We start from the raw sequence: 23,831 nt of genomic DNA on the forward strand, positions 1-23,831 counted from the left end.
TTTTGTCTTATCATCCGTTATTCCAAAGTCTCCGAACCCGTGACTTCCCTGTTCTCCCCGGTCTACACAGTTCCAGGCTCAGCCAGCGCTCCTAACTGTCCAAGCATCGTCCGCGCAAGCTCCATCATCGCCACGCAGTCCTTCTGTTTCTTTCTGCGGTCCACATATAAGAAATACGGCTGCTCCGCCATGGCAAACTTTAACTCCCCGCCATAGGAAGCGACAAAATCCGGGATTCCTTCTGTATTTAATTTTGCGTTCTGGTACATGGTCAGGCGGATTTCCTGCCGGTTGATGCGCACCTCGGTCACATAGGCCTTGTGTGCCATGGCCTTTAAGAGGGCTACCTGCAAAAGATTTGCTACCGCCTTCGGAATATCGCCAAAGCGGTCCATCAGCTCATCCTGCATATCCAGATACTCTTCCTCATTCTCGATGCCGGAAATGCGCTTGTACACATCTAGCTTCTGGTACTCATTCTTAATATAGGAAACCGGAATGTAGGCATCCACATCGCACTCCACCGTAGAAGTAAAGTCTTCCGTCTCGTCCCGGCGCCCCTGGATCGCCTGCACGGCCTGGTTCAACAGCTTGCAGTAAAGGTCGTAGCCCACCGCTTCCATGTGGCCATGCTGCTCCGCACCGAGGACATTGCCCGCTCCGCGGATCTCTAAGTCCCGCATGGCAATCTTGACTCCGGAACCAAGCTCGGTGAACTCACGGATCGCCTGCAGGCGTTTTTCTGCCTCTTCCTTTAACAGCTTGTCACGCTTATACATCAAAAATGCATAAGAGGTCCGGCTGGAACGTCCCACACGACCGCGCAGCTGATACAGCTGGGACAACCCCATGCGGTCCGCATCCTGGATGATCATGGTGTTGGCATTGGGGATATCCAGCCCCGTCTCAATGATCGTTGTGGATACCAGCACATCGATATCGCCGTTCACAAAGTCAAGCAGGATCTGCTCTAACTTATGCTCCGGCATCTGTCCGTGCGCATAAACGACCGTGGCATCCGGCACCAGCTCCTGCACATGATGTGCCACTTCCTCGATGTCCTTTACCCGGTTGTATACATAGTAAACCTGTCCGCCGCGTGCCAGCTCGCGGTTCACTGCCTCGCGGACCATCTCATCGTTATGCTCCATGACGTAGGTCTGGATCGGTACACGGTCCACCGGCGGCTCCTCCAGCACACTCATATCGCGGATGCCGACCAGGCTCATGTGCAGCGTCCGTGGGATCGGTGTTGCTGTTAAAGTCAGCACATCGACATTTTCCTTCATCTGCTTGATCTTTTCCTTGTGCGCCACGCCGAAGCGCTGCTCCTCATCGATGATCAGAAGACCAAGATCCTTGAATTTCACATCCTTGGAAAGCACACGGTGGGTACCGATGACAATGTCCACCTGCCCTTTTTTCAGATCCTCAATCGTCTTTTTGATCTGCCCCGGCGTGCGAAAACGCGACATAAGCTCAATGCGCACCGGAAAATCCTTCATGCGCTGCACAAAGGTATTGTAATGCTGCTGCGCGAGAATGGTCGTAGGCACCAGGTATACTACCTGCTTGCTCTCCTGCACCGCCTTAAAGGCCGCGCGAAGGGCAATCTCGGTCTTGCCATAGCCCACATCCCCGCAAATCAGGCGGTCCATGATGCGGCGGCTCTCCATGTCGCGCTTTGTATCTTCGATCGCCGTCAGCTGGTCCTCCGTCTCCTCGTAAGGGAACAATTCTTCAAACTCCTGCTGCCATACCGTATCCTCGCCGTACTGGTAACCGCCCAGCTCCCGCCGTGCCGCATAAAGCTGCACCAGGTCCCGTGCGATCTCCTTCACGGCCGTCTTGACCTTCGCCTTCGTGCGGTTCCACTGCTCCCCGCCCAGCTTGTTTAACTTCGGCGCCTTCGCATCGGAGCCCGCATACTTCTGGATGCCATCCAGCCGGGTTGCCGGAAGATAGAGACTGCCGTTGTCCGCATACTCCACTTTCAGGTAATCTTTCACGACACCGTCACGCTCAATCTTCTCGATTCCGCGGTAAATACCAAGACCGTGATCCTCATGCACCACATAGTCCCCCACGGAAAGCTCGGTAAAGCTCTGGATCTTCTTGCCCTCATACGAGGTCTTCTTCCGCTTGCGCTTTTTCTTCTCCTTGCCGAACATGTCGCCTTCGGTGATGACCGCAAACTTGATCTGCGGGTACGCAAAACCACGGTGCAGGTTTCCGAAGGTCACCAGGATCTCGCCCGGCTGCACCTGCCGCTCCTCATCATCCGTGCAGAACGCACTTAAGTCATACTCCCGCAGGTCCTCCGCCAGACGGCTGGCACGCGTGCGGGAACCCGACAACAGGATCACCCGGTAGCGCTCCTTTTTCCAGCTGGTCAAATCCTTGATCAGCATCTCGAAGCTGTTCTGGTAAGAATTCATGTTCTTAACATCGAACGAGAACCGCGCCTCGGTCGTCATGCCCGGAAGCTTCTGCTCCAGACCGGTCAGATAAACCGTATCCTTACGCTGCGCCCTTGCCAGAATCTCACGCGCCGGATACAAAAGCCCGGTCTGTCCCGGAAGCAAATATCCCTTCTCCAGACGGTGCTCCATACTCTCCCGGAACTCCAGCTCCACGGCCTCGCCCTGCTCCTTTAAGCGCAGCGGCTCATCGAGAAAGATCATGCTGCGCTCAGGGTCAAAGTAATCCAGAAACGAAACCGTTTCCTTATTAAAATACGAAATCCAGGCATCCAGGCTGGTCTGTGTCAGACCTTCCCCGATGCCCTCTGTCAGTTCCTGTGTAATTCTGGTAATGCGGTACGCTTCCTCGGTACTTCCCTGCTTTCTCAGCTTTTCCGCAAAGGTCTTCGCCTCTTTGCGGATGCGCTCCACACCTTCCTTCGCCTGCTTCTTCGTCAGCACGATCTCCGTAGCCGGGTAGATGTCGACCTCATCTAACTGCTCGATGGAACGCTGGCTCTCGATATCGAACGTGCGGATGGAGTCCACCTCGGTGTCCCACAGTTCAATGCGCACCGGAAGCTCCTCCGTCAGCGGATAAATATCGAGAATGCCGCCCCGCACGGAAAACTGCCCCATGCCGTCCACCTGCGCCATGCGCTCATAACCGAGCTCTGCCAGGCGGATTTTCCACGCTTCCAGATCCAGCTCCTGTCCCGCTTCCAGATGCAGCACCTGCTCCTCCATGCAGGCAAGCGGAAGCAGATGGTCCATAAGCCCGTCCATGGTGGTCACCACCACGCCGCCCGCATCCTCCATCAGATGACGCAGCACCTGCAGGCGCTCCCTTGTGATTAGGTTTCCGTGAATATCTGCACTGTAAAACAGCAGGTCCTTCGCCGGATACAGCCACGCATTCTCCGTAAAGCAGCCGAAATCCTCATAAATTTCCTTCGCCCTGGCATCGTCATAGGTCACAACCAGCTTCCACGGACGCTCCGCCATGGTCTCGTGCATCAGGTGTACCTTCTGGGAATCCAGACAGCCGCTGACCTGCACCGGTCCCTTCTTCTTTTTCAGACTCTCCTGAAGCTGTTCAAACTCCGCCAGCTCTGTAAGTGGATTTGCAAATCCTCTGCTCATGATACCTACTCCGCTTTCTTTTTGGCGTTATAATGATTCATGGCACGCTCCGCTCCTGTCGTCATCATCATGACAGCCGCCTCAGCCGCCTCTTGAAACGCCTCATCCATCACCTTCTGCTCCTCCGCGCCAAAGCGGCTCAGCACATAGTCCGCCAGATCCATCTTCGGCGGCTTCGCGCCGACGCCAACCTTAATGCGCGGAAACTCCTGCGTTCCCAGGTGCGCGATGATGTTCTTAATGCCATTGTGCCCGCCGGCACTTCCCTTTAACCGGATGCGCAGCTGCCCCGGTTCCAGGCTGATATCGTCATAAATGACAATGATCTCCTCCGGATCGATCTTGTAATAATCGACCGCCTCCCGGATGCTCTCCCCGCTTAAGTTCATAAAGGTCTGCGGCTTCAAAAGAAGGACCTTCTCCCCCTCGATCACGCCCCTGCCGCACAGCGCCTTGTGCTTGCGGTCGCTCACATCAATATTGTATTTGTCGGCCAGCACATCGATCACCGAAAAGCCGACATTGTGTCTTGTTTTATCGTATTCCCGTGTGGGATTTCCAAGTCCTGCAATTAAATACATCATTTTATCCTTCCTATAATTGTTCAGCAATAACCCGGCACCGTTTTTTACAAAACGCGATTCCATATGCCAGAATATCACTGCGACCGTCATTTTTCAAACGGTCCGCATATCTTCGGTCTTTAATCTGCTCCATCGCCTTTTTACAGGCATTTTCCAAACCGGAAAAATCAGATGCGTACTTTAACTCAATCACAATTTCCATATCCGGATCTTCCGGTTCGATCAGAATATCACTGAATCCATCGCCAGACTCTGCATTTGACAAGATCAGCCAGTCAGACTCACTGCGCAGCAGGCCGAGCAGCAACCCATGATAAAATATTTCTTTTTCCTCATTTCGTGCCTTTGTATCCAAAATGCTGATCATATTGTTCAGAATCCTTGTTAACTGCTTTTGAATTTCATCGGAATCCCGCTCCAGAAATGCCTTACAAAATGTTTGCATGGATCCCGTGTCTTTTCTGATTTTTTCTTTAAACCACTCCTGTATCTGGGTGATATAAACCTCCCGCACCTCTCTGTTTGGAATAGCCAGCCGATAAATACCATTTACAGGTTTTCCGATCCTTGTCAGATAACCGGTCGTAAACAGCACACTCCATAAATTGTCAATGCTCTGATCAATCTCGTCATACGTTAATTCCAGACGTATTTCTTTTTCCACGGATTCCCCGGCAATCAGCCGTTCCATTTCATCACGCGTTGTCTTATCTGCCCTGTTCACAAACCGCTTCACCAGATCATTCCCACTGGTATTGATCCAGTAGGATTGCGGCTGCGCCCCCGGTTCTCCGCGAAGCCTGTCCACATGATTGATCACATCCCATGGACAATAAACATCTGCACCGCCAATATGATATCCATCGTACCATTCTTTTGTTTCCGCCTGATGTTCTTCCAGGTGATACGTCTCCAACAATTCTGACACTTCCTGTTCCGTAAAGCCAAATTGTTCATCAAAACGGGCATCCGTAATAGCGAGTACTTTAAAATTATTCAGTCCTGTAAAAATACTTTCCTTCGATACCCGCAGACATCCCGTCAATACCGCAAACTGCAGCGCATCATTGGTTTTTAAAGCCTGTCCGAATACTCCACGGATCAGGGAAACCATTTCCTTATAATAACCATGCTGGAATGCTTTGTCCAGTGGAACATCGTATTCATCAATCAATATTATGGTTTTCTGTCCGTAATGTCTGTATAAAAGCTGTGACAGTAGCTGCAGACTGGACACAAGAATTGTCTCATCCATAGTATAACGCCCATAGTCAAGCGCAATCAGGGCCTGATACCTGCTTTTTTCATTTTCAGAAAGCTTTTTGCTATCTGATAAAAATAAAAAGCGCTCCGCTTCCGCAGCAACCAATTCTGTCAGGCGATACTTTGCATCTGCAAAAGTAAGACCATCCACATTCTTCAAAGAAAAAAACACCACCGGAAACCTTCCCATATAGGCATTGCAAAGTTCCTGATTTTTTGAAATGTCCAAACCGTCAAACAAAGAACGATCTGCTCCTATTTCAAAAAAGCAGCGAAGCATACTCATATTCAAAGTCTTTCCAAAACGGCGCGGCCTGGTAAACAGATTCACCTCTCCCCACTGTTCCAGAAGCTGCTCGATCAATGTGGTTTTATCCACATAATAAAATCCATCTTTCCGGATTTTCTCGAAGCTGTCTACCCCAACCGGCAATTTTAATAATGAAGATTTCATGGCTCATATTCCCTTCTATGCTGCTTTCTGTAAACATGGTTTTTTATAAATATAGAATAGCAAAATTCGGAATGTATTGCAATGAGAACGGCTCGACAAACTTTGGGATACCAGAAAAGCGCCGGGAGCATTTTCGCTCCCGGCGCTTTCTCTGTATTTCTTATGGTTGAAAACGATTCCATTACTTATCGTCTTCGCGTTTCTTGGTCACTGCCACAAATGCTGCAAGCATCATGCTGGACAGGAAGAATACCAGTCCGTTTGTTCCGCTCTGACCGGTCTTCGGAAGTGCCGCTAACGGAACGTCCTCATCGTCGATCACAAGCAGATCAGCTGCTCCATCTTCGTTCGGCAGGTTTGCTAACGGAACTGCATCCGGGTCAATGGTTACGGTTGTTGCTCCCGGGCCGCCGGACGGTGTAGAACCGTTGTCTCTCGGGCCAGAAGAACTTCCGCCGCCACCACCAGAGGAGCTTCCGCCACCTCCGCCGCCGTTACCGCCGCCATTGCTGTTGGCAGCCCACTGCGCGGTGTAAACAATGTCACCAGTTACTCTGGATTCAATGGTCTTATCCCAACCAGTGAATCTGTAGTTTCCATTTACAGTCTTATCACCGCTGAACTCCGGAGTCTGATCTCCGTAAGATACGGTGTAGGTCTGAGATTTGAAGGAACCATGATCACCAGGTGCGTAAGTTACCTTGAATACCTGTTTGTAGTAAACCTTCAGTACCAGGCTGTTGTCTCCAGCAATTGTGCCTTCCAACACATTTCCTGCATTCTGGTCGAATACATATCCACTTGTCGGCAGATAAGTCTCTGGTGCTACGGTTGCTATAGTATCAGTTGTACCAGTGCGGATGTCAGAAGTATTCGGAGTTACCGGATACTTACCATACTGCTCATAATAAACTTCTACAGTATAAATAGTAGCACTACTTGCAATAAATTCACCAGTTAATACCACATCATGCGCAGGCATTGTGAACTTACTTTCAGAAATCACGGCATCTGTTGTATTCCAACCATTAAAGATGTAACCATTCGCATTTGCTTTATTTGCAATTATTATGCTTGCGCCATATGCATAATCTATCTGTAAAGGAAGAGGATCAGCATTAACTGGCACATTGTTAACATACTTATAAATAACGCTATAACTATTTCTGGTGTAATAAAGCTTCAGCACAAGGCTTCCGTCTCCTGCTATGATTCCTGTCTTCTTGGTTCCGGCTACGCTCTCATCATATGTAAATCCTGCATAGTCCTTCGCGCTTGCCGTCACCTCGTCACCAGTTGTTCCGGTAAAGTTCTCAGTTTCCTTAATCTCATATCCGGTCTTATCAAGCTTCTCCAGATAATGCTCTACTGTATATCTAGTATTTGTATTTCTGGTATAGTAAAGCTTCAATACAAGGCTTCCGTCTCCTGCTATAACTCCTGATTTTTGAGTTTCGGCTACACTTTCATCATATGTAAACCCAGCATAATTCTTTGCGCTTGCCGTTACATTCGTCCCAGTCGTTCCATACTTCACTTCCGTATCTTGTGGTGTTTCTGGATACGTTCCATCCAAATTTTGTAAGAAATGTTTAACTTTATACTGAGTAGAATCTTTTGCTTTCCACACCGCATACACAGTCTTATCATTCGCTGGCATCGTTAAAGTCTTCTTGTAATCATTGCCAGTAGCATATACAACTGTTCCTGTATCTGCCTGTGTTTTTGTGTCTGCCCAACCTAAAAATTCATAACCAACACGACTTGGAATTTGTTGAAGGTTTACAGTAACAACTTCCTGCTCAGCATGCTGCGTAGATACAGGCGGATTAGTTCCTCCATTCGGGTCATAGTTCAACCAATGCTTCTCTTTGTCTTTAATAACACCATCCACATGCCATTGAGCCTGCTCTTTAATTACGTACCATTCAATCTCCTGAGTATTGGGATCAAACATTTTGCCTTTTGCCATAAGAGCAGCTTTTACTTGTGTTCCACTTGGTTCTTGTAAAATATTAGCCTTTACCCATTCTGGATTATTATTGATTTCTCGCTTCTGTCGAAGCGTTCCAACCATATTTGTTGTATCCCGATCAGTATATTCAGTTGCACCATACGATGTTGGCTCAAATGGCCGTTTACCATCAAGTCTTACATAAAACTCAGCTGTCTGTCCTTCCTCTGCCGTTGAGTCTAACCATATCGCGTACAACGTTACATCATTTGTAATAAACTGATCAGCAAGTCCAGGGAACTCTACTCCTGGTACATATGTTTGCTCTAATATTTTTTCACCATTATAATGTCCCGATGTTTTTCCACTCCATCCGACAAACATCCATTCCTCATTATTCGAGAAATCAGACGGTAAAGCTGCTGTACTGATTTTTCCGGTTTTCGGAACATTTACTTTGAATTTAGTTCCGCTTCCATGCAAAGATGTATTGGGATCAAAGGTTACCTGGTAACTCCAGATCGCATATAAAACAGCTCCATTGGTGATGGAATGTTCTGACTTCGGGAGGAAAAGATTATTTCTTTCATCCGGTGAAGTTGCCCAACCAAGGAAATCTCGACCTTCTGTGTTGCTGATACCAGTTGCGCTTACATCCGGTAAAGTAGCCTTTCCATCCTGAATTGCTAAATTGTAATCTGCACCAGCTCCACCCATGTTGCCCGCTTTTAATGTAATCTGGGTTGCAGTAGGTTTATACCAGAAATATATTGTTGAGCCACCTTTAATAGATTTTGTTTGTCCATTACTGGTATAGTAATTTATCTCCCCATACCACATTCTAAGATATGTTATTTCATTGCTATTCTGTCTTTTATCAACAGTAGCTTTCACAAATGTATATCCCGTAATGGTATGTGCAAAATTCCGTATTTCTCTCCATTCACCAGACCGTACTGATATATCGGATAAGGATAATCCATCTACAGAAAACTCTTTATCTGTATCTACATTATAAGTCTTAACTTTTATTTTTTTATCACCGTAATAAGAAGAAGTAAATGTAACCGTATAAACTGTAAAATGCCTTGCTTCTACAGATAATTCACTAATACTTGCATCTCCAGAAACATCTACAGCATCCTGTGCATCTACCTTCTGAACTTCAAGTGACAGATCATCTGCCGTCACATTGTCGATAACTGAAACTTCTTCTGTTCCGCCAAACGCTGCCTCTACAATCTCTTTTTCACTTGTCTCCAGTGCTGCTACCTGCACCTGATCAGCTTCTTTACTTGCTTCTTCAATACGATTACCAGAGAAGTTAACTGTTACATAATGATCTTCCCCCCATGTATTGTTCAGCTTTTTGCCATCCAGCATCAGGTTAATGTCGTATGCAATCACATCAGTAACTGTGGTGCCTTCATTCTCGCCTTCGACTTTTTCTTTTACGGCTGCCTGAACCTGTTCGGTTACTTCTTCTACAGATAAAGTTGTGCCTTCCGGTAAGATTCCCTCTTCAGCCGTTGCCGTAATGGTAACACCATTAACTGTAACGGATTCTTCAAATCCAGGATGCGGAGCAGTTTCCTCCAGGCTTGCCACGATCTCCAGATCTTCGGTAACGGCTTCTACTGCATAGACATGCTCATGCTGCTCCAGATTGGATGCGCTTGCAACATCTGCTGCGTCTGCCTCTTCCAGAGGTTCACCGTTGGCGGTTACTTCGGTGATCTCGTAGCCTACCTGCGGGTCTACTGCAAAGTACAGGGTCTCGCCCTCGTTTACGGTGTGTGCGCCTTTGATGGTTGCTGCACCTACCGGATCTACGGAGTAATCTACGCTGTACTGGCCCTCTACTGCTGCCTCACCTGTCAGGTCCTCAGCCTTTACCACATACGCTCTTGCATTTGCGCTGCCCCAGATGGTTACGGTGTTGTATGCCTTACCATTCAGCTCGCCTGCCAGTTCAATGGAGTCATCCTCCAGGAACTGCTCGTCGTTGTCAAAACCAATATTCTCGCTACCGCCGTTGTCTGCCGGCTCTTCTCCGTTTGTTTCATCCGGAGCGGTAACGTCTTCAGTCGGAGCCTCAGTCTCATCGGTGAGCTCGCCGTCTGTCTCATCGGCTGCGGTGGTCTCGTCTGCCTGAGTCTCGTCTGCAATGGTTTCCTCCGTGCTGTCATCAGCAACGGTTTCTTCTGCGGTAGTCTCTGCAGGAGCCTCAGTTTCTTTTTCCGGCTTCTCTGCTTCGGTTTCAGTCTCTGCTTCGGTCTCTTCCTCAGCGTCTGCTGCCGGAGCTTCCCCTGCTGCTTCTGCGCTGGTGCTTACACGGAATACCTTCTTTGCGGAGATGGATGCGCTTGCGCTTCCCTCTTCCGGAGTAAGTTCAATTTCTTCCTCAGCCTCGTCTGCTGCCGGTGCCTCTGCCTCGGTTTCCGGCTCAGTCTCTGCTTCGGTCTCGGCTGTTTCGGAGGTTTCTGTCTCAGCAACTTCCTCTGCGCCGGTGGTCTCCTCTGCCTCGCCGTTCTCAGAAGCGGTCTCGCTCTCGGTTACGTCTGCACCGGTCTCGGCTGCTTCGGTTTCGTCAGAAGCGCTCTCGGATTCAGAAGTCTCGCCTTCCGGCTTTACAACCTCTGCCTGCGGCTTCTTTTCATCGTCCACCATGGTGGTGCCGCTGTAGTCTTCCGCGTTCTCAACGCCCTCTGCGTCCTCGATGTTGGAGGTGTTCGGGTTTACGGTAACGCGTGCAGTTTCATATCCGCTTACGTTTGCGCGGAAGGTAACTGCCATGTCACTCTGGTTGATGAACAGGAATACCACGCTGTCGGTACCTGCGTTGTAGAATACCTGCAGGTCTGTGTTCTCGGTTGCGTAGGTGCTGTCTACATCTACGTCGAGCTGGTATACCTTTCCGGCCTTGCTTCCTATCAGTTTTTCATAGGATGTCTTCAGGCTCTTTTGTTTTGCTTTCAGCTCCAGGGATGAAAAATCGAACACATCTCCGCTTTCCAGAGCTGCGCTGATCGCATCCTCAAGTTCACTGCTGTTAAGCAGGAACAGAGAGCTTTCTTCTTCGCCTGCCGCGAACGCCACGGTCAGGTTGGTGCCAAAGTTGGTCACAACCATGGCTACCGTCAGCATAAACGCCACGATGCGTTTATACTCGTGCCTGAGCATCTTTCTCAGGCCCAATGTTTTCGCTTCGAGTCCTTTCATACTTCTCTCTCCTTTTCCCTTAAATTTGACTATCTGAAGGTGAATAATAGTAAAAATCAGACAATGGTTTCATTGTCATTTTTAGTATACGCTGCCAGGCGTTACAGGAACTGTTACTTTCTGCATTTTCCCTTACATTTTTTCCCATTTGCACCGCAATTTTCTTACTTTTCCGCCGCATTCCGCAGCTCTTTTCAGGCTGCATTTTTCATGCGCCTTCCGTTACCGGTTATGCCTCCGTTTCCAGCTCCTTAACATTCTTTCCCATGTTCTTTTTTAAACTGTCTCCGGTCACAGCCATGGCTGGCCGGCAGGCATAGTAGACATCGATCTTTCTGCGGCGGTTTACAGTGCGGAAATTCTTGCACACACGGTCTGCCGCGATATTGCAGCCCTTCTGGTCGGTGCTGGTCACCAGGACCAGAAACTGGTTCTTTCCATAACGGGTATACAGATCAGAGCGCCGCACAGAGCGGATGATGGAGCTTTCCAGTCTCTGCCGCACCTCCTCTAACTGTTCCGAGGATTCTAACGGCTCCCCTTCCCGGTCGATCAGGGTGAACAGGACCAGATGAGCTCTGGTATCTTCTCTCCCAAGCACCCAGACGATGTAGCGGTAAATATCAATGAAGGTTAAGTAGTCACACCGGGTGGCACCGAATACGTTCGGATCCGGTCTTAAGTGCTGCTGGATCTCCTCGATGTTGTTCATCTCGTACTGGATCATGTTACGAATGGCGCGGTAATGCTCCATCATCTCCTCCGACATGCTGATGCCGTATTCCTGCTGCGATTCCTTTTCGATCTGCTCGTAATACTCCACCGCGGTCTGGTATTCCTTCATGGCGGTCAGGCATTCCAGCTTGACCAACTGCCACTCCTCATATGGGTAACGGCTTAACGCCTGTTCACAGTATGGAAGCAGCTCTGCGTAGCGGTTCTGCTTTTTCAAAAGATCTGCAAGCTCCCGCAATACCTTAAAGTAAAGCTCCTGGTATTTCCAGTTTGCGGCGGAGACCCATTCATCCGCGATCATAAGCGGCAGGAACTCTCCTTTATAGAGTCCGCAGGCCTCCTCCAGAAGCGTAACCTTCTTTCTGGCATCCTTCTCTTCCATGGCTGCCATAACCTGCTTCTGGAACACCTCCACGTCCAGCTCGACATCGACATGATCCGCTGTCCACATATATATGCCGCCTCTGGTGGAAATATACTCACCATCCGGGAGTCCGGCTGCAACCAGGCTCTTTCTCAAACGGAAGATCATGGCACGCAGGGAATTGGCTGCCTGCTCGGTGTCACTGTCCCCGTAAAGCTGCTCTAATAACCGGATACGGCGGATGCCCTCCCCGCGGCTGTAGATGAGGAGCATTAACAGATGAAGCATCTTGCTGCTGAGGCTTTTTCCAAGTAAGATAGGCTGGCCCTGGTAGGTCATGGAGAAGCCTCCAAGCATCTGGATATAAAGCACACCCGGGTTCTGCGCCTTCTGCGAAGCCACCAGTTCCCCTGCGCTTGTTTCCATTATATTTTCTGCCTCCAAACGGCTTGTTTCCGTTACTTCTATATTCGAATTTTCATACGTATTGTCCTTTTCCTTAATGTTCCCCTCCTTTTTCTACAATATATCGCGTAAAATAACGTGATGCAAGTACTTCGCAAGAATTGGTCAAACTTCGCCAAAATTGGTCAGTTTTTTCATGTCATGGCACTCAAAAGCATGTAATAACAGGCATTCCAACAGCATATTTCTACCATGAACACAACGTAAAAACACCTGACAGATCTTCCTTTCTGTCAGGTGTCCTTTGACTTTTGCTTTTCCCGCCGCTGTCTATCTGTAAATCCTGATACAGGAAACAGCAGCTCTTATGCCAGCTCTTCCTGCTGGCTCTCCAGTGCCGCACTCTCGTATTTGTTGAGGATGATGGACTGGATCATATCGCGGGTTCCCGAATTGATCGGATGTGCGATATCGCGGTATTCGCCGTCTGCAGCCTTGCGGCTCGGCATAGCGATAAACAATCCCTTCTCGCCTTCGATAACCTTAATGTCGTGAACAACAAATTCGTTATCTATGGTAATGGAAACGATTGCCTTCATTTTTCCTTCTTTTTCGATCTTTCTCACTCTCACATCTGTTATCTGCATGTGGAAACCCCTCCCCCATATTTATGCGGCTGCCAGGAGCGGGCTGACTGCCTGCCCCGGCTGCCGGCTGTGTGTTTTCATGATGTCAAAACGATGTCCCCCGCTGCTATTTACGCACTGCGCAAACAGGGACCTTTTCGCTATGCAAGGCCCGGTGCCTGCACAGACACGCCCATTACAGGGTATAACGTTCGTTTTTCTCAATAACGATCTTGATATCCTCCGGAGTACCGATATACGTGGTATTTGCACGAATGGTATCGCGGCTCTCTACGATGCAGTTCTCAATGACGGTATTGTCACCGATGTAAACATCGTTCAGGATGATGGAATTCTTGATCACACAGTTGTTTCCTACATATGCTTTCTTAAACAGGATTGAGTTCTCGACGGTTCCGTTGATGATGGAGCCGCTGGAGATCAGGCTGTTCTTTACCAGTGCGCCCGGGTTGTATTTTGCAGGCGGAAGATCATCCACCTTGGAGTATACGTCCGGATATTCCTTGAAGAAGTAGTTGCGTACTTCCGGCTTTAAGAAGTCCATGTTGGTCTTGTAGTAGGAATCTACGGAAGCGATGTTGCTCCAGTAAGTGTCCATCTTGTATGCGTAGATACGTTTTAAGTTTTTATAACGTACCAGGATGTCACGTACAAAGTCTACACGGTCTTCTGCTGCGCAGCGCTCGATGAGCTCAATGAGCTGGCGTCTGCGGATGACATAGATACCACAGGAAATGGTGTTGGAGGTGGAAACCATAGGCTTCTCCTCGAAGTCGGTAATGCGGCCATCCTCGTTTACCTTTACCTGGCCGAAGCGGGTTACGTCCTCATCCTCAGGCATGTCCTTGCAGACAACGGTGATGTCTGCTTTCTTCTCAATGTGATATTCCAGAACCTTGTTGTAGTCCAGCTTGTAGATACCGTCACCTGCGGCAATGACTACATACGGCTCATGGCTGTTCTTTAAAAAGGTAAGGTTCTGGTACAGGGCATCTGCCGTGCCGCGGTACCAGTCGCTGTTCTCTGCGGTGATGGTCGGGGTGAATACATAAAGTCCGCCCTGTTTTCTTCCGAAATCCCACCACTTGGAGGAGCTTAAATGCTCGTTTAAGGAACGGGAGTTGTACTGGGTAAATACTGCCACATTCTGGATATGGGAATTGCTCATGCTGCTGAGCGCAAAGTCAATGCTGCGGTAGCTGCCTGCAACCGGCATTGCGGAAATCGCACGTTTGTTGGATAATTCCCGCATTCTCTTACTGTTTCCGCCTGCTAATACAATACCAATCGCTTTCATCGTACGCCACCTGCCTTTATAATGTAGTCTCCGCTTGCCAATGCCCCGTCGGTGTAGTCCTCCGGAGTGGTGACGCCGGAAATTGCGGTATTCTTACCAATTTTTACGTGATCCGGGATCACACTGTGTTCGCCAATGGTTACCAGGTCAAACTGGTATACCTTCTGGTCATATTTGCTCGGTGCGTACTCGCCGACACCCAGCTCTGCGCCTTCGCCCACCGTAGTGTCCTCAGCGACAATGGCTTTGTTGATCTTTGCGCCTGCCTTGATGTGGCAGTCGCGCATGATGATGGAATCGTGTACCTCTGCGCCCGGCTCAATGGTAACACCTGCGCCGATCACGGAGTTGGTAATGGTTCCGTGTACCTCGGTACCCTCGCCGATGATGCTGCGCTCAATGACTGCGTCTGCAGCTACATACTGCGGCGGGATGATATCGCTCTTGGTGTAGATCTTCCAGTATTCCTCATAGAGGTTGAACTCCGGAATAATATCGATAAGCTCCATGTTTGCTTCCCAGTAAGAGCCTAAGGTGCCGACGTCCTTCCAGTAACCGTTGTACTCGTAAGCGAAGATGCGTTCGCCCTTTCCGTGGCAGTACGGGATGACATGCTTACCAAAGTCACAGCCCGGCTCCTCGGACATAGCGATGAGTGCTTCCTTTAATGCCGGCCAGCTGAATATGTAGATACCCATGGAAGCCAGGTTGCTGCGCGGATTTGCTGGCTTCTCCTCGAACTCGGTGATCCGGTTGTTGTCATCGGTGATCACGATACCGAAGCGGCTTGCTTCTTCGATCGGCACCGGCATACAGGCGATGGTGACATCTGCATTGTTTGCTTTGTGATACTCCAGCATAACCTCATAATCCATTTTGTAAATGTGGTCGCCGGAGAGGATCAGAACGTAGTCTGGATTATAGCTTTCCATATACTCCAGGTTCTGATAAATCGCATTTGCAGTACCGGTATACCAGTCACTGCCTTTGCTCCGCTCGTATGGTGGAAGAATGGTAACTCCTCCGACATTACGGTCTAAGTCCCACGGAATACCAATTCCGATGTGACTATTCAGACGTAATGGCTGATACTGTGTTAAAACTCCAACTGTGTCAACGCCAGAATTGATACAGTTGCTGAGCGGGAAATCGATAATTCTGTATTTGCCGCCAAACGACACTGCCGGTTTTGCGACTTTTTGTGTTAATACTCCAAGGCGGCTGCCCTGTCCCCCTGCCAAAAGCATGGCAATCATTTCCTTTTTAATCACGTTATCACCTCGCTGTAGTGTTTTCTTGTATCTACCATTATAACACACATTTCAGAAATAGTGAACAAATAATTGTATTATTTTCAATAATTTTTGTACATTTTCCGACACTTTTTGTGTTATTTCGAGCATTGTCTATATATGGTAGCTGGTAAAAAAATATAACACTATTTCTGCGATTGGCCGGGGCACTTTGCAAAACGGTGCTTCCAGCTTGCTGCATCTGTACGTGGGGCATGCCCGGCGGCACCTGCAAAATGCCTGTATTTCGATAATTTTCCTTGAATCACTTAATAAAATGAAGTATAATCTTGATTAAGTGTGGAAATCATTCCATAAATATCTGTCAAAACAGGAAAACGCAGGGATAAATAAAGAATCCTGCTGCGAAAAAAACACAGATCAAAGGAGAAGTATCATGGATTTAGTTACTGTAAGAGAACTTTATAAGAACCGGGAGGCTTACCTCGGCAAAGAGGTTTCCATCGGCGGCTGGGTGCGCAGCGTGCGTGCTTCCAAAGCGTTTGGCTTTATCGTAGTCAGCGACGGAACCTATTTTGAGACCCTTCAGGTCGTTTATCATGACAATATGGCAAACTTTGCTGAGATCAGCAAATTAAACGTAGGCGCTGCCATCATCGTAAAAGGCACCCTGGTTGCTACCCCGGAGGCAAAGCAGCCGTTCGAGATCCAGGCGGCTGAGGTTACCGTAGAGGGTCCGTCCGCACCGGACTACCCTCTTCAGAAAAAGCGCCACACCCTGGAGTACCTGCGTACCATCACCCATCTGCGTCCGCGCACCAACACATTCCAGGCTGTATTCCGCGTGCGTTCCCTGATCGCATACGCCATTCACCAGTACTTCCAGGAGCGTGACTTCGTATACGTTCACACCCCACTCATTACCGGAAGTGACTGCGAGGGTGCCGGCGAGATGTTCCAGGTAACCACCATGGATTTAAACAATGTTCCGAAGAACGAAGACGGTTCTGTTGACTACACTCAGGACTTCTTCGGCAAACCAACCAACTTAACTGTAAGCGGCCAGTTAAACGGCGAGACCTACGCTATGGCATTCCGCAACATCTACACATTCGGACCGACCTTCCGTGCTGAGAATTCCAACACCACCCGCCACGCTGCCGAGTTCTGGATGATCGAGCCGGAGATGGCATTCGCTGATCTGGACGACAACATGGAAGTTGCAGAAGGCATGTTAAAATATGTCATCCGCTATGTGCTGGAGCACGCTCCGGAGGAGATGGCATTCTTCAATAACTTCATCGACAAGGGTCTGTTAGACCGTCTGAACAATGTTGTAAATTCCGAGTTCGGCCGCATCACCTACACCGACGCGGTGAAGATCCTGGAAGAGCACAACGACCAGTTTGACTACAAGGTATCCTGGGGCTGCGACCTTCAGACCGAGCATGAGCGCTTCCTGACCGAGCAGATCTTCAAGAAACCGGTATTCGTGACCGACTACCCGAAGGAGATCAAAGCCTTCTACATGAAGATGAACCCGGACGGAAAGACCGTCGCTGCAGTAGACTGCCTGGTACCGGGCATCGGCGAGATCATCGGCGGCAGCCAGCGTGAGGATGACTTAGAGAAGTTAAGCGCACGTATGAAAGAGCTTGGTCTGAAGGAAGAAGATTACAGCTTCTACCTTGACCTGCGCAAATACGGTTCCGCACGCCATGCAGGTTTCGGTCTTGGCTTTGAGCGCTGCGTGATGTACTTAACCGGCATGGGCAACATCCGTGACGTGATCCCGTTCCCGAGAACCGTTGGAAACTGCGATCTGTAAATTTTGGTAACTGTTCAGTAGGTCTGCGCATTTACTGCGCTGACCGTAAGAAAACATAGGCTGGTAGGCAAAAATCCCATTGCCGCAGGCAATTTTCATGGATTTTTGCTCGTGACTGTGAAGGTACTGAACAGTTACAAATTTCGAAAATCAATGCGGGTATACTGCGCAGGACGAACTGCCGGCATACCCGCATTCTATTATATTGCATATCAGGAAGGCGCCATGGCACACTTGCTATCGCACCGCATATCATGGAGGCGCCAGCAGCGCATCCGCTGATCAACAAGGAGATCCCATGAAATTTATTCACATTGCCGATGTCCACTGGGGCATGAATCCGGACAGTGACCGGCCCTGGAGCCGCGAGCGGGCCCAGGCCATTCACGACAGCTTCGCAGAGGTTGTGCGCCAGGCCAAGCTCCGGGACGCAGACTTTCTCTTTATTGCAGGAGATCTGTTTCACCGTCAGCCGCTCCTGCGCGATCTAAAAGAGGTCAACTATCTCTTTTCCACAATTCCCGGTGTGAAGGTTGTCATCATCGCCGGAAACCATGACCGCATCCGCTCTAATTCTGCGCTCATGAGCTTTACCTGGTGTCCCAATGTCACCTTTCTCATGTCCGAGGAGTTGAGCTCTGTCTATTTTCCAGACTTCAATCTGGAGGTGCACGGATTCTCCTACCACACAGCCGAGATCAATGAAGCACGCTTAAACGGGATCAAGGCCCCGGACGATTCCCGCATCCATGTGCTTTTGGCCCACGGCGGCGATGCGTCCCATCTCCCGCTCGATAAGAGCAGCCTGGCCCGCACCGGTTTTGCCTACACGGCCCTCGGCCATATCCATAAGCCGGAGCTTGCACCGGATTTTTCCTATGCGTATCCAGGCTCCTTAGAGCCGCTTGACAAAACCGAGACCGGTCCGCACGGCATGATCGTCGGCGAGATCCAGCCGGCTTCCGGCCAGGTCATCTCCCTGGAATTTGTCCCTGTGGCGCGTGCCCAGTACATTCCGCTGGTGGTTCATGTTACTCCGGCTACGACCAACGGCGAGCTTTGTGACCGCATCACAGACGCCGTAAAGGAACGCGGTATGGAAAATATTTACCGTTTCCGCATCCGCGGCATGCGTGACCCGGATATTACATTCGACTTAGCTCCATTGGAACGCCGCCTGCAGATCGTGGAGACAGTCGATGAATCGGAACCCCAGTACGATTTCTGCCAGCTCTTTGCGGAGCACCCGAGCGACATGATCGGCTTTTATATCCAGGCGTTTCAGAAGGACGATCTCAGTCCGGTTGAAAAAAAGGCGCTGTACTACGGGATTGATGCCCTGCTTCGCACCAAAGACGAGAGGAGTTAAACCATGCGGATACTGGATTTACATATCGACGGATTCGGCAAATTCCACGACCTCTCCGTCTCCTTCGATAAAGACTTAAATGTGGTTTACGGCAAAAATGAAGCCGGAAAATCTACCCTGCACACCTTCATCCGCTGCATGCTGTTCGGATTAGAGCGCGGGCGCGGACGTGCTGCCCGCGGCGACCTTTACAGCAAATATGAACCCTGGCAGAACAAGGGTGTCTACGGCGGCCAGATGCGAGTGGAAAAGGACGGTGTCATCTACCGTCTGGAACGCAATTTCCAGAAGGACCAGAAATCGTTTGTGATCGTAAATGAAACTGCCGGGAAGCAGGTGGAGCCCACCAAGGGCTTTCTGGACTTTCTCTTAGGAGGGCTCACCGAAACCGCCTACAACAACACCATCAGCATCGGCCAGCTCAAATGCGTGACCGAGGGCGGCATGGTGACAGAGCTTCGCAATTACATTGCCAACATGAACACCACCGGTAATCTTTCTTTAAATATCACAAAGGCTGCTTCCTATTTAAAGGGGCGCCGGAAAGAGTTTGAGCGCCAGCTCACCCCAGAGGCAGCCCGCACCTACACCGCGCTGCTGACCGAGATCAAAAACATCGAAAAAGAGATTTCCGCCCCGGAATACGAAAACCAGCTACGGACCTACCAGGACCTGCGTTCCCAGGTAAAGAACCAGCTTTCCGAAAAGCAGACCGAGCGCGAAACCCTGCTCCAGAAAATCGCAAAGGGCCGCCAGGCCTTGGAAGGCGCGCAGTTTACTGATGAGGCTTCCATCCGCGCTTACCAGGAGAATGCAAAAACTACTTACAGTCATTATCAGGAACTGGAAGAAACTGCTTCCCGAAAGGGACGCACAGTACTGCCTGTTATCATGCTGGTGCTTGCCATCTGCTCTACCATCGGGGCCGGTGTCCTCGGCTTTTTCAGTTCCCAGCCGATTTCCACCGCCACATCCGGTGCAGGCGCGCTGATGTCCGTATCGACCGGCGTGTCCCGCTATACCATATGGCTCATCTGCATTTTAAGTGCTGCTGCAGTCTTCTTTTTCGCTGTCGGGCTCATCTTCTTTATGAAGAACCGCAGCCTGCGCCAGGAGCTTTCCATGACAGAAAAGCTGCTGCAGGAAATTTTCTCCCGCCACCTGGGTGATTCCTCCATCTCCGAGGAGGCAATGAAGGCCTTCGAGGGCCGCATGGAAGAATTCATCCGCCTAAGCCAGGTGCTGGAGTGCTCCGAGCAGTCCGTAACGGAACAGGCCGCCGAGATCAGCGCCCTGCAGGAAAAAGAAACGGACTGCGACGATGTCATCTCCCGCCAGCAAAAAGCCCAGTGGGAGCTGGAAAAAAAGCTGGACCACCTGGCACACTGCAAGGACCAGACCGAATCCTTAAAGCAAGTTCTTGCCGAAAATGACCGCATCCGCGAGGAGATTACCGCCATTGACCTTGCTCTGGAGACCATGACCGAGCTTTCCGCCACCATCCGCGATTCCTTCGGACTTTACTTAAACAAAACTGCATCCGATTTAATCTCCGGGATCACCGGCGGCATCTATGACAGCATGAGTGTCGATGAAAACTTAAATGTCTTCATGAACACCCGCACCCGCCTTGTTCCGGTAGAACAAGTATCCAGCGGCACCATGGACCAGATCTACCTGGCCCTGCGCCTCGCCGCAGCAAAGCTCATCCAGCCGGAAGGCGACTACATGCCGCTGATCTTCGATGACAGCTTCGTACTCTACGACGAAGACCGGCTGCACACCGCCCTCAAGTGGCTGAAGAAGGCGTATCCGGGTCAGATCATCATCTTTACCTGCCACCAGAGGGAAGCACAGATGATGACCGCCGACCAGATCGCATATCACCTCATTACGATGTAGCAATTTAATCATCTTTTCTAAAAAGGTCCGAAAGCCACCGTCACGCACTACAGAAACGCGTGACGGTGGCTTTCTACTTTATCGAATCCGTTAGATAATAAAACCTGCAAAATGAGCTGCTTAATATGCTCTCTTTTAAAACATAAAAAACACTTTCTTGCCAAAACAAATTATGCTATCATTATATGAGGTGCTACCATAACACGGTAGGCGGTCGCCCCTCTACGGAGGGACTGTGACCCTCCGATTACATAGATATCCTTTTGGAAATATCTTGAAGGGAGGGCTTAGCCAATGAATATTGCTGACGTAATCGCGCTGTTAAGCTTGTGCTTTACATGCTTCGGACTCGGCTATAAAGTTGGCCGAGATAGTAATAAAACACAGAAATAGCCGCCCCATACCCTGCAAAAGTGTGAGCGGCTTTTCTAAAGTCAACATATAAAAGCTGGGCAACCGTCTATCGGTAGCACCTCTTTGCTTATGTATAATATAACATTATTTAATAAAATATTCAACATAAAAACTACTAGAACGTGATCCGCACGGTGGTTCCTTCCCCGGGCGCGCTCTTGAGCTCTACTTTCGCCTTATGATAGATGGCTCCGTGCTTTACGATGGAGAGTCCCAGTCCGGTGCCGCCGATCTGGCGGGAATGGCTTTTATCGACCCGGTAGAAACGCTCAAAGATGCGTTCCTGGTCTTCCGGCGGGATGCCGATTCCGTCGTCTTCCACGGTGAGGACCGGGTGGTCTTTGATCATGGCGACATTGACTTCGACTTCACCAAACGGCTTGTTGTATTTGATGGCGTTGTCGCAGAGGTTGTAGATCATCTCGTCGAGGATCTGCGCGTTGCCGTTTACCACGGTTGGTTTGCCAGTGAGCATCAGTGTAACCTGATTTTTCTTTGCCACGTCCTGCAGGCGTTTTACCACGTCGGAGGCAAGGAGGTGTAAGTCGACCGGACTTTTTTCCATCTGGACTTTTTCTTCATCCAGCTGGGACAGGCGGATGATATCACCTACCAGCGTGATCAGGCGCTGGGCTTCTTTGTAGATCTTTCCAGAGAAGCGGCCCATGTCGGCGGGCTGTACCATGCCGTTCATCATGATTTCTGCGTAACCGGAGATGGAGGTCAGCGGAGTCTTTAATTCGTGGGAGACATTCGCGGTAAATTCGCGGCGAAGTTCCTCGCGGCCCTGCTGCTCGGTGACATCCAGAATGACTACGACGGCACCGCTGCGTTCTTCGGATTCTGCGACCGGGTTTGCGATGATCTGGTAATGCCGGTTCCCGACATCCAGCATTTCCTCACAGTGGCTGCCTTTTAAGGCTTCGTCCACGACCCTGCGGAAGTTTTCGGAACGGTTGATGCTGATGATGTTTACATTTGCATCTGTTTTTTCATGTTCTTCCCACGCCGCATTCCCATCATTCCCATGACGGCTTAGCATTCCTTCTTCCCCTTCCGAGATTCCCAGAAGCTTCAGTGCGCTCTTGTTGTAAGACATCACATCGCCTTTGCTGTCTACCACAAGAAAACCTTCGCGCATATTTTCCGTGATCGCGGAGAATTCTTCCTGCTTTTCTTTTAATATCTCCATCTGCTGGCGGATGGTTTCCTTCTGCTTTTCCAGGCGACGCACCAGCGGTGCCAGCTCATCGTATACATCTCCAGCCTGCGGATCGTCCGGATTCATCTGGTTGATCGGTGCGATGATCCGCTTGGTCTGGAACTCAGCCAGGATCAGAACTCCCAGAACGATCAGAACAGCCATGGCGATCATGACCGGAACGGTGTGGAATACCGTCGCGAGGGCACTCTTTGTGGTACTTGCCACGCGGATGACACTGCCATCACTCAGACGTGCTGCATAATAGTAGGTCTGCTCCGCAAGGGTGCGGGAGGTACGGACGCTCTCGCCGCGTCCATTTTTTAAGGCTGCCGCGATCTCCGGTCGGTCTTTGTGGTTTTCCAGGCTCTCGCTGCCCGCATAACTGTCATAGAGCACGCTGCCGTTTGCATCGACCCAGGTAATGCGGTTAACGCTGTTGCCGTCCCCGCGGCTTTTTAAATGAGAAAGGTAATCTTCCCCGGATACCTCCATGGCGGACTCCAGGTAGCGCACCTCGGTCATAACTGCCTGGCGCATCTGGGTCTGCAGATCCTGGCACAAAAGGAGCGTCGTGATCAACGCTGACACCACCATGGTCAGAAGTGCTACCAGACACAGATTCCAGTAGATTTTTCGTTTGATCTTCATGTTTCGGATTCCTCCAACTTATAACCAACCCCGCGGATGGTCTCGATGCAGCGGCTGGCCTCGCCAAGCTTCTGTCTGAGTGTCCGGATGTGGACATCCACCGTGCGGGTTTCTCCGTCAAAATCATATCCCCAGATTTTGGATAACAGCTGATCTCTGGTCAAGACCATGCCCTTGTTTTCGGTCAGATAACAGAGCAGCTCAAATTCCTTGTACGTCAGCGCTACAGCAGTTCCGTCTACCGTTACCACATGGCGGTTTAAGTCCACGTGAATCGGACCGGCGGTGCAGGCATCGGTGCGTTTTTCTTTTTCCGGCTCTGCCCGGCGCAAAAGGGCGCGCACCCGGGAGACCAGCTCCATCATGCCAAACGGCTTTGGTATGTAATCGTCTGCGCCACTGTCCAGGCCAACTACCTTGTCATATTCGGTTCCCTTGGCTGTCAGCATGATAACGGGAAGCCGTTTTGTGGGGCCGGCATCCCGCAGCTTCTTTAAGATGGTCAGGCCATCTTCATCCGGAAGCATGATATCAAGGAGCACCAGTGACGGATACTCCTGTTTCATGGCATTCCAGAAATCCTTCGCGCAGGGAAACCCCTTTGCAGTAAGACCCGTGGTCTGCAGCGTATAGATTACAAGTTCCCGGATACTTTCATCGTCTTCTACCAGATAGATCATCTT

The 23,831-nt window shown here is 50.0% G+C and carries 13 protein-coding genes; 3 read left to right on the forward strand and 10 right to left on the reverse strand.

Annotated elements, in window-relative coordinates:
- Positions 1-62: 62 nt before the first annotated feature.
- The 8 genes from mfd to DW922_RS01570 all read right to left on the reverse strand — a co-directional run bounded on the left by mfd (position 63) and on the right by DW922_RS01570 (position 15,801).
- Positions 63-3,605, reverse strand: a complete 3,543-nt coding sequence (mfd, locus tag DW922_RS01535) for a transcription-repair coupling factor (protein WP_118725594.1) — start codon at positions 3,603-3,605, stop codon at positions 63-65.
- Positions 3,606-3,610: 5 nt separating this feature from the next.
- Positions 3,611-4,186 (reverse strand): aminoacyl-tRNA hydrolase, encoded by a 576-nt coding sequence (gene pth, locus DW922_RS01540; protein WP_118706467.1) that lies wholly within the window; start codon positions 4,184-4,186, stop codon positions 3,611-3,613.
- Between the two features lie 13 nt (positions 4,187-4,199).
- Positions 4,200-5,906 (reverse strand): AAA family ATPase, encoded by a 1,707-nt coding sequence (locus DW922_RS01545; protein ID WP_118725595.1) that lies wholly within the window; start codon positions 5,904-5,906, stop codon positions 4,200-4,202.
- 181 nt (positions 5,907-6,087) lie between these two features.
- Positions 6,088-11,082, reverse strand: a complete 4,995-nt coding sequence (locus DW922_RS01550; RefSeq protein WP_118725596.1) for a doubled motif LPXTG anchor domain-containing protein — start codon at positions 11,080-11,082, stop codon at positions 6,088-6,090.
- 229 nt (positions 11,083-11,311) lie between these two features.
- On the reverse strand, positions 11,312-12,607 hold the full coding sequence (locus tag DW922_RS01555) for a BTAD domain-containing putative transcriptional regulator (RefSeq protein ID WP_118725597.1): 1,296 nt from the start codon (positions 12,605-12,607) through the stop codon (positions 11,312-11,314).
- Between the two features lie 344 nt (positions 12,608-12,951).
- Complete coding sequence (gene spoVG, locus DW922_RS01560; RefSeq protein ID WP_118719454.1) at positions 12,952-13,233, reverse strand: septation regulator SpoVG; 282 nt, start codon at positions 13,231-13,233, stop codon at positions 12,952-12,954.
- Between the two features lie 175 nt (positions 13,234-13,408).
- On the reverse strand, positions 13,409-14,530 hold the full coding sequence (glgD, locus tag DW922_RS01565; protein WP_118719456.1) for a glucose-1-phosphate adenylyltransferase subunit GlgD: 1,122 nt from the start codon (positions 14,528-14,530) through the stop codon (positions 13,409-13,411).
- Positions 14,527-15,801: a glucose-1-phosphate adenylyltransferase gene (locus DW922_RS01570; protein WP_118719458.1), complete on the reverse strand. Its 1,275-nt coding sequence runs from the start codon at positions 15,799-15,801 to the stop codon at positions 14,527-14,529. Before DW922_RS01570 ends, glgD begins: the two co-directional genes overlap by 4 nt.
- Before the next feature lie 418 nt (positions 15,802-16,219).
- Here DW922_RS01570 and asnS point away from each other — a divergent pair, with 418 nt between their 5' ends.
- The 3 genes from asnS (at position 16,220) to DW922_RS01585 (ending at position 20,882) form a co-directional block, all read left to right on the forward strand.
- Positions 16,220-17,611, forward strand: coding sequence for an asparagine--tRNA ligase (gene asnS, locus DW922_RS01575; RefSeq protein WP_118719460.1), 1,392 nt, complete (start codon positions 16,220-16,222; stop codon positions 17,609-17,611).
- A gap of 298 nt (positions 17,612-17,909) precedes the next feature.
- Positions 17,910-18,980, forward strand: a complete 1,071-nt coding sequence (locus DW922_RS01580) for a metallophosphoesterase (protein WP_118725598.1) — start codon at positions 17,910-17,912, stop codon at positions 18,978-18,980.
- A gap of 3 nt (positions 18,981-18,983) precedes the next feature.
- Entirely contained in the window at positions 18,984-20,882 is a 1,899-nt protein-coding gene (locus tag DW922_RS01585; protein ID WP_118725599.1) for an AAA family ATPase, read from the forward strand.
- A gap of 529 nt (positions 20,883-21,411) precedes the next feature.
- On the opposite strand, the gene DW922_RS01590 is transcribed toward DW922_RS01585, so the two are convergent.
- Positions 21,412-23,148, reverse strand: coding sequence for an ATP-binding protein (locus tag DW922_RS01590; protein ID WP_243031974.1), 1,737 nt, complete (start codon positions 23,146-23,148; stop codon positions 21,412-21,414).
- Positions 23,145-23,828, reverse strand: coding sequence for a response regulator transcription factor (locus tag DW922_RS01595; protein WP_118725600.1), 684 nt, complete (start codon positions 23,826-23,828; stop codon positions 23,145-23,147). Before DW922_RS01595 ends, DW922_RS01590 begins: the two co-directional genes overlap by 4 nt.
- Positions 23,829-23,831 lie beyond the last annotated feature (3 nt).

The sequence above is a fragment of the Clostridium sp. AM42-4 genome (assembly GCF_003480105.1).
GTDB lineage: Bacteria > Bacillota > Clostridia > Lachnospirales > Lachnospiraceae > Brotaphodocola.

Excerpts from the sequence above, each read along its gene's own strand:
- mfd (WP_118725594.1), bottom strand. The coding sequence starts at position 3,605 with ATGAGCAGAGGATTTGCAAATCCACTTACAGAGCTGGCGGAGTTTGAA.
- asnS (WP_118719460.1), top strand. The coding sequence starts at position 16,220 with ATGGATTTAGTTACTGTAAGAGAACTTTATAAGAACCGGGAGGCTTAC.
- spoVG (WP_118719454.1), bottom strand. The coding sequence starts at position 13,233 with ATGCAGATAACAGATGTGAGAGTGAGAAAGATCGAAAAAGAAGGAAAA.
- DW922_RS01585 (WP_118725599.1), top strand. The coding sequence starts at position 18,984 with ATGCGGATACTGGATTTACATATCGACGGATTCGGCAAATTCCACGAC.
- DW922_RS01595 (WP_118725600.1), bottom strand. The coding sequence starts at position 23,828 with ATGATCTATCTGGTAGAAGACGATGAAAGTATCCGGGAACTTGTAATC.
- DW922_RS01550 (WP_118725596.1), bottom strand. The coding sequence starts at position 11,082 with ATGAAAGGACTCGAAGCGAAAACATTGGGCCTGAGAAAGATGCTCAGG.
- DW922_RS01590 (WP_243031974.1), bottom strand. The coding sequence starts at position 23,148 with ATGAAGATCAAACGAAAAATCTACTGGAATCTGTGTCTGGTAGCACTT.
- DW922_RS01555 (WP_118725597.1), bottom strand. The coding sequence starts at position 12,607 with ATGGAAACAAGCGCAGGGGAACTGGTGGCTTCGCAGAAGGCGCAGAAC.
- glgD (WP_118719456.1), bottom strand. The coding sequence starts at position 14,530 with ATGAAAGCGATTGGTATTGTATTAGCAGGCGGAAACAGTAAGAGAATG.
- DW922_RS01580 (WP_118725598.1), top strand. The coding sequence starts at position 17,910 with ATGAAATTTATTCACATTGCCGATGTCCACTGGGGCATGAATCCGGAC.
- DW922_RS01545 (WP_118725595.1), bottom strand. The coding sequence starts at position 5,906 with ATGAAATCTTCATTATTAAAATTGCCGGTTGGGGTAGACAGCTTCGAG.
- pth (WP_118706467.1), bottom strand. The coding sequence starts at position 4,186 with ATGTATTTAATTGCAGGACTTGGAAATCCCACACGGGAATACGATAAA.